The sequence below is a fragment of the Accumulibacter sp. genome, from assembly GCF_016789985.1.
GTDB lineage: Bacteria > Pseudomonadota > Gammaproteobacteria > Burkholderiales > Rhodocyclaceae > Accumulibacter.
In genome coordinates, this window is sequence record NZ_JAEUOL010000179.1 from 1 (window position 1) to 6941 (window position 6941).

Below are 6941 nucleotides of genomic sequence, written 5' to 3' on the forward strand. Positions count from 1 at the left end.
CTCAACGGCTTCGAAGCCGGCAAGCACAACGGTCGCGTCGAGGCCATGAACCGCGCACTTCAGGAAGCGCGAGCCCGCGCTCGCGGCTACCGCCGGGTCGAAAACTTCATCGCCATGGCCTATCTCGTCGCCGGAAAACTCGCTCACTTGCCCACTCCGCCGTTTGACCAGATGGCCCTCGTTCCACACAAAACGGGGTAAACCCCTGAAATGGCCGACGTGCCGATTTCACGCTGACCGTCCTGAGCGCTGGCTATTGCCTGCGATTCATCATCCTGCAAAGAGTTGCATTTCAAAGCCTTCAATGGGTTTCCAGTGTCCCTGACGTAGCGCCTTAAGAATCAGTCAGCCAGCCCCCTGACCCACCATTGCCCCAGTGATCTGCTCCGCATCGCCCGCAACCTCGCAGGCCACAAGAAATTGCGCCCACCTCTCCAGCGCCTCCTTGCACTCGTCGAAATAGGTATACCGGTCGTAAATGCCCTCTACACCCGACAGCTTGTGGTTCAGGCACATTTCCGAGATATCCCTGGGCACGCCGAGTGCACGCATGTGGGACTTCATCGTGCTGCGCAAATCGTGCGGGGTGAAGGGACGCACTGCGGGCTTTTCGGTATCGAGCCAGTAGCCGATTGCTGCGCGGATGCTGTCCTTGCAGACGTAAGTGTCGCCACCGTTTCGCGCAGCTCAGTCCCGCATCCAGGTAGGCAGCACATAGGCCGATTCGCCGGCCATTTCACGCAGTTCCTGGAACCACCCGACGACGACAAGCGGAAGAGGAATATCCATTGCCGCGCCAGTCTTGCTCTTGGAAATGCGCCAGCGCGCCTCATCGAGGTGAACGTCCTCCCATTTCGCCTTGTAGAGTTCGGCGCTGCGCATCGCGGTCGCCAGCAAGATGCGGATGGTCAACATATTGCGCCAGCGCATGCCGGCGTTCAACAGAAAGTGTAATTCGTCCTTGGTCAGCATCAGGCGCTGACGCTTCGGAGGGCGTTCTCCCAGCAACGCCGAAAGCATGATGCCGTGGCAGGGCTTCGCATTGACCAGCCGTTTGCCGCAGTCGTGGGTGAACAGGCATTTGGCAGCGATCAGCAGCATGTTGGACTCGTCCCAGGTCGGGGAACTGGCTTCGATCAGCGCGACCACGTCAGCGGCTTGGATCTCGCGAACCGACAGCGCGCCAAGCCGGTTCTCGATGCGCTTGAGGTGGCGCCCGTAGCTCACCTGGGTGCTCCCGGCCAGGCTCACCAGCTTCTTCCGCCCGGCAGTCCTTGACCAGCTCGCGCACCGTCCAGTCCTTGGCCGCAGTAGCCTTGGCTTTCCGCTTATCGGCGGCCGGCTTGCCGCCTTGCATGATTTCGGCGCGCTTGATGGTGGCAATGCCGCGCGCTTCGGCCAGGCTGATGTCGGGATACCGGCCAATCGACAGCTCACGGCGCCGCCCGCCGTAGCGGTAACGGAGAACCCAGCAGGCTGCACCTGCTGTGGAGAGCGTGAACGTCAGGCCATCGCCGTCAGCCTTGGCCAGCGGCGTGCCCGCCTTGATCCAGTGCCTGATCTGCAGGTCCGTTAATTGCCCCTTGTCTCGTGCCACGTGCACATCCATTGTTCCGAAGTGCAGTCATGATTCTGGCTACCCGCTTAGCTACCCAATATTGGCAGGACAGCATGAGACGTCAAAATGCACAAACCCGCAAAACTCATTGTTTTATTAGGATTTTTGTGTGGCAAGTGAGACGGGGTGGGAGGCCGTGAAACCCTACATCAGAACAATGTCGTACTGCTCCTGCGAATAACTGGGCTCGGCCTGCAGCGAGATCGGTTTGCCGATGAAGTCTGAAAGCATTGCCAGACCCTGTGATTCCTCGTCCAGGAAGCGGTCGATCACCGCCTGGCTGCCGAGGACCCGATACTCGCGCGCGTTGAACTGGCGCGCTTCGCGCAGCAGTTCGCGCAGGATCTCGTAACACACCGTGCGTGCCGTCCTGACTTCGCCGCGACCACCACAGGTCGGGCATTCTTCACACAGCACATGGGCAAGCGATTCGCGTGTCCGTTTGCGGGTCATCTCGACCAGGCCCAGTGCGGTGAACCCGTTGACCGTCAGGCGCGTATGATCACGTGCCAGTGCCTTGTTGAACTCGCTGAGCACCGCCGTCCTGTGCTCTTCGTTCTCCATGTCGATGAAGTCGATGATGATGATGCCACCGAGGTTGCGCAGACGTAACTGGCGGGCGATGGTCTGAGCGGCTTCGAGATTGGTCTTGAAGATGGTGTCGTCGAAGTTGCGCACGCCGACAAAGCCGCCTGTATTGACGTCGATGGTGGTCATCGCTTCGGTCTGGTCGATGATCAGATAGCCACCCGACTTCAAGTCGACGCGACGGGCAAGCGCTTTCTGGATCTCGTCTTCGACGCCATGCAGGTCGAACAGCGGCCGCTCTCCGATGTAGTGCTCGAGCAGGGGGGCGACGGTCGGTGTGTACTCGGCGGCAAAAACGCTCAGCTTCTGGAAGTTCTCGCGCGAATCGATGACGATACGCGCCGTTTCCGGATTGACGAAATCACGCAGGACGCGCTGCGCGAGCGACAGTTCCTGATAGAGCAGGGAAGGAGGGGCTGCCGTGGTCGACTGCAACTGAATATCGCGCCAGAGTTTGCGCAGGTATTCGATGTCCTTCGCCAGTTCGGCTTCGCTGGCGCTTTCGGCCATCGTCCGTACAATGAAACCGCCGGTTTCTTCACCCGGCACCAGACGACCGAGTTTCTCGCGCAGCGCTTCGCGATCCGCTTCCCGCTCGATCCGCTGCGAAATGCCGATATGCTTGTCCTGCGGCAGGTAGACCAGCATTCGCCCGGCGATCGAGACCTGCGTGGACAGCCGTGCGCCCTTGCTGCCCATCGGATCCTTGATTACCTGCACGAGAATGCTTTGCCCTTCGAAGAGGAGGCGCTCGATCGGCCGCAAGGGCTCGTCGCTGGGGCGCGGCTCGCGGATGTCGGCCACGTGGAGAAAGGCAGTGCGTCCCAGTCCGATGTCGATGAAAGCCGACTGCATGCCGGGCAGGATACGCACGATGCGTCCGACGTAGACGTTGCCGACGAAACCCCGGCTGGCGCTGCGTTCGATATGCAGTTCCTGCACGACGCCCTGGTGCATGACGGCGACGCGCGTTTCCTGCGGTGTGAAGTTGATCAGGATCTCTTCAGACATGGCGGGGCGATCTGGGAAATGGGAGTAAGATTTGGTCTCGTCGCATTCTACCCTCTCCGCCACCCACCCCGAATGTCTGCCACACAAGTCTTGGTTCCGCCTCCCGAATTGCTCGCTCCCGCCGGTTCACTGGCCATGCTGCGCACCGCCTTCGCCTTCGGTGCCAATGCGGTGTACGCGGGCCAGCCGCGCTACAGTCTGCGCGTGCGCAATAACGACTTTGGTGACCTCGACGCACTGGCCCGGGGGATTGACGAGGCACACGCGGCAGGCGGCAAGCTGTACGTGGTCAGCAACGTCCTGCCGCATAATGCCAAGGTCCATACCTACTTGGCGGACATGGCCCCCGTCATCGCACGCAAACCCGACGCGCTGATCATGGCCGACCCCGGGCTGATCGACCTGGTTCGCGAGACCTGGCCGGCGATGCCGGTGCACCTCTCGGTGCAGGCAAATACGGTGAACTTTGCCGCGGTGCGCTTCTGGCAGAGGCTCGGCATCCGACGGGTCATACTGTCACGCGAATTGTCGCTCGACGAAGTGGCCGAAATCCGTCAGCAGTGCCCCGACATCGAACTCGAGGTCTTCGTGCATGGTGCGTTGTGCGTCGCCTATTCGGGCCGCTGCCTGCTCTCCGGATACTTCAACCATCGCGATCCCAACCAAGGAAGCTGTACCAACTCGTGCCGCTGGGGCTATCGGCTGCAGGCAGCAGAGCATGACGCGACGGGTGACCTGCGGGAGGCTGTGACGCTCAGCACCGGAACGCGCGGCTGGCTGCTGGAGGAAAAGGAGCGCCCGGGCGAACTGATGCCCATCGATGAGGATGAGCACGGTACCTACATCATGAACTCGAAAGATCTGCGCGCCGTCGAGCACATCGGGCGTCTGCTCGAAATCGGGGTCGACGCGCTGAAGATCGAGGGGCGCACCAAGTCCCCCTATTACGTGGCACGCAGCACACAGGTCTATCGCCGGGCGCTCGATGACGCGCTTGCCGGTCGCCCGTTCGATCCGGCCCTGCTCGGCGAACTCGAAGGCCTCGCCAACCGCGGCTACACCGATGGTTTCTATCAGCGCCACCACGAGCACGAAAAACAGAATTATCTGCGCGGACATTCGGAATCGGGCCGCAGCCGCTACGTTGGCGATGTGCTGACTTGGGATGGGCAGAAGCAGCGCGCCCTGATCGAGGTCAAGAACCGCTTCTCGGTGGGTGATCGCCTGGAAATCATCCATCCGTCGGGCAACCGCCAGCTCGCCCTGAATCGCATGCACAGCGCCGACGGCGCCGACATTCGTGTCGCGCCAGGCAACGGTCATCGCGTGTGGATCCCCTGGCCGGCAGAATTGCCGGGTGCGATGCTTGCACGCTTCGTCTGAGGCAGGCAGGATGATGTCTGCTCCTCACCTCTTCGTCGATATCTCGGCGCACGGCTTCGGCCACCTGGCACAAGCGGCCCCGATCATCAATGCCTTGGCTGCGCGTTTGCCCAGGCTGCGCCTCACGCTGCGCAGCGGGCTCTCGACCGAACTGCTGCGGGCCCGCCTGCACCACGCTCTCACTCACCTGGCGGGTAGCAGCGACTTCGGCTACGTGATGCTTGATGCCATGTGCGTCGACCTGGCGGCAACGGCGCAGGCTTACCGCCAACAACATTCTGCCTGGGACAGGCTGGTCGAGCAGGAAGCGCAATTTCTGGCCACCCTGCGGCCAACGCTGGTGTTCAGCGACATCGCCTATTTGCCACTGGCCGGCGCGGCACGCGCCGGGATTCCTGCGGTAGCGGCGTGCTCCCTCAATTGGGCCGAGCTCTTTGCCCACTTTTTCGCTGGCCAGGACTGGGCCGCGGAGGTGCATCACCAGATGCTGGCCGCCTACAACGGTGCCGAGTGTTTCCTGCGTCTGACTCCGGGAATGGCGATGGAAGACCTGTCCCGCAGGCGAAGTATCGGTCCGGTTGCCGCGCTTGGCGAGGATCGGCGGCAGCATTTGCGACGGGAAGTCGCCTGCCCGGGCGACGAACGCCTGGTGCTGATCGCCTTTGGCGGCATCAACAAGGAACTGCCGCTCGCCGGCTGGCCGACAATGAACGGCATCCACTGGCTGGTCCCGCAAGCCTGGCAGTCGAGACAGCCGAACACCAGCGATTTCGAGACCCTCGGGCTGGCGATGCCCGATCTGCTGCGTTCGGTGGATGCCGTGATCGCCAAACCTGGTTACGGTACATTCGCCGAGGCTGCCTGCAACGGCACCCCGGTGCTCTACATTCGGCGGCAGGAATGGCCCGAGCAGGACTGCCTGATCGACTGGCTCGAAACGTACGGCCAGTGCCGGGAAATCAGCGCAGCCGACCTGCTCGCCGGCATCATTGCGCCGGCGCTTGCTGCCCTGTGGCGGCAAGCGCCGCCTCAACCGCCCGTTCCCACCGGTGCGGAGGAAGCGGCGACAGCCCTCTTGTCGTGGCTGACCTCCGATGGCTGAAGGTCCGACCGGTCAAGCGCAAAGGCGTCGGCTGCAGGTACTGGCCGCCGACCTTTCGGAGCTGTCGCCGGGCAGGCTGCGCGTGCTCAACACGCCGGCTGCCAGAAACACCACCGCTCGTTCCGCCCGATGGTCTTCGGGGCGATCGGTCAATGTACGCACCAGGGCTGTACTCCACGGTTGGTCGCGGGCAAAACAGGTACGGCAGGTTCCTTTGCCCTGCCACACTTCCCGATTAGCCCTGGCCACCCAGCCCTCCAATCCCTGGATCGGAGAATGTGATGTCAGACCTCCCCCTTCCCACACCGACCGGCAACCCGACCATGGATGGCGAGCATCGCATCCAGCTGGGCCTGATCAATGCGCTCTGTGATGCGGTCGAGGCGCATGTCGAAGCGGCGCAGATCGAGCTCATCCTCGAGCGCCTGGTCGACTACAGCCAGGCGCATTTTCTCTCCGAGGAACTGTTGATGCGCCTCGATAGCCATGACGACTTCGACGATCATGTCGAAGACCACGCCGACATGCTCGACTCGCTCGCAGCGCTGCTCGCCACGCACCGTACCGGCCGGACCGAACTCATTCCCAATCAGGCACGCAGGTTACTCACCTTTCTTGTCCGACACATCGAGACGCGTGATGTGCGCTATGCCAGTGCGCCGCGTATCTGATGAGCTTCCCTCGGTTTTTCGCCTTCCCAAGGAGGTGTTTCATGCGACCAGTTTTTCCGGAGGGCGCTGACTGATCCAATGCTCCAGTAATTGAACGGGAGAGCAGTGGCCGAGTTTCGAATGCGGCCGTTTCTGAGCTTCCCCCCGAAATTTCGTCTTCCAGGAGATGGGGTATAACGTCCCGGCAAACGGGAAGGAAAGAAGAAGTGGAAGAGACCGAAACGGGAGATCGCGGCGGAGTTCAGGGAGTTGGCCGTGAAGCGGGTCAAGGTCGGCCAGGGCATTGGTGCCGTGCGAGGGAACCGGGGATCAGCGACCAGACGCTGCGCAACTGGGTCAAGGCGTTCGAGGCCGGCAAGGACAACGGGCCGGAAGCCAGGACGATGACACCGGACTTGCTGGAGATGTCAAGGGTGCGGGCCGGGAACGCTTACCACCTATCATGTTTCGGCCCCCTGAAAGAACTTGGGAAGAGGCAGTGCGCTGGCAGCGCGTCTCAAGAGAAGGCGGATGCCGCGTTTGAACCAGGAAAGGGCACTGCGATAGGCTTTGCGGACACTCCAATGGT

8 protein-coding genes and 1 pseudogene are annotated in these 6941 nt (G+C 62.0%); 5 read left to right on the forward strand and 4 right to left on the reverse strand.

The genetic code is table 11. The features are described 5' to 3' along the window. A partial coding sequence (locus JNK99_RS10635) for a transposase (protein ID WP_291852576.1) occupies positions 1 to 201 on the forward strand: 201 nt, incomplete at its 5' end. A 144-nt stretch (positions 202 to 345) separates the two neighbouring features. On the opposite strand, the gene JNK99_RS10640 is transcribed toward JNK99_RS10635, so the two are convergent. The 4 genes from JNK99_RS10640 to rng all read right to left on the reverse strand — a co-directional run bounded on the left by JNK99_RS10640 (position 346) and on the right by rng (position 3217). Continuing rightward, positions 346 to 600: a hypothetical protein gene (locus tag JNK99_RS10640; RefSeq protein ID WP_291852580.1), complete on the reverse strand. Its 255-nt coding sequence runs from the start codon at positions 598 to 600 to the stop codon at positions 346 to 348. 87 nt (positions 601 to 687) lie between these two features. Continuing rightward, complete coding sequence (locus JNK99_RS10645; protein ID WP_291852585.1) at positions 688 to 1149, reverse strand: tyrosine-type recombinase/integrase; 462 nt, start codon at positions 1147 to 1149, stop codon at positions 688 to 690. A 1-nt stretch (position 1150) separates the two neighbouring features. Next, on the reverse strand, positions 1151 to 1597 hold the full coding sequence (locus tag JNK99_RS10650; protein WP_291852588.1) for an Arm DNA-binding domain-containing protein: 447 nt from the start codon (positions 1595 to 1597) through the stop codon (positions 1151 to 1153). Between the two features lie 165 nt (positions 1598 to 1762). Further along, positions 1763 to 3217 (reverse strand): ribonuclease G, encoded by a 1455-nt coding sequence (gene rng, locus JNK99_RS10655; RefSeq protein WP_291852591.1) that lies wholly within the window; start codon positions 3215 to 3217, stop codon positions 1763 to 1765. A 72-nt stretch (positions 3218 to 3289) separates the two neighbouring features. On the opposite strand from rng, the gene yegQ reads away from it, so the two are divergent. The 4 genes and pseudogenes from yegQ to JNK99_RS10675 all read left to right on the forward strand — a co-directional run. Then, positions 3290 to 4600 carry a tRNA 5-hydroxyuridine modification protein YegQ gene (yegQ, locus tag JNK99_RS10660; RefSeq protein WP_291852592.1) on the forward strand — a complete coding sequence of 437 codons (1311 nt, stop codon included), beginning with the start codon at positions 3290 to 3292 and terminating at the stop codon, positions 4598 to 4600. 10 nt (positions 4601 to 4610) lie between these two features. After that, complete coding sequence (locus tag JNK99_RS10665; protein ID WP_291852596.1) at positions 4611 to 5702, forward strand: hypothetical protein; 1092 nt, start codon at positions 4611 to 4613, stop codon at positions 5700 to 5702. Positions 5703 to 5983: 281 nt separating this feature from the next. Beyond that, positions 5984 to 6373 carry a hemerythrin family protein gene (locus tag JNK99_RS10670; protein WP_291852600.1) on the forward strand — a complete coding sequence of 130 codons (390 nt, stop codon included), beginning with the start codon at positions 5984 to 5986 and terminating at the stop codon, positions 6371 to 6373. A 228-nt stretch (positions 6374 to 6601) separates the two neighbouring features. Next, positions 6602 to 6801, forward strand: a pseudogene (locus tag JNK99_RS10675) (transposase); the annotation flags it as partial. Between the last annotated feature and the right edge of the window lie 140 nt (positions 6802 to 6941).

What these genes read in the sequence shown, in the direction of transcription:
- JNK99_RS10665 (WP_291852596.1), top strand. Translation starts at nt 4,611, where the DNA reads ATGATGTCTGCTCCTCACCTCTTCGTCGATATCTCGGCGCACGGCTTC.
- yegQ (WP_291852592.1), top strand. Translation starts at nt 3,290, where the DNA reads ATGTCTGCCACACAAGTCTTGGTTCCGCCTCCCGAATTGCTCGCTCCC.
- rng (WP_291852591.1), bottom strand. Translation starts at nt 3,217, where the DNA reads ATGTCTGAAGAGATCCTGATCAACTTCACACCGCAGGAAACGCGCGTC.
- JNK99_RS10670 (WP_291852600.1), top strand. Translation starts at nt 5,984, where the DNA reads ATGTCAGACCTCCCCCTTCCCACACCGACCGGCAACCCGACCATGGAT.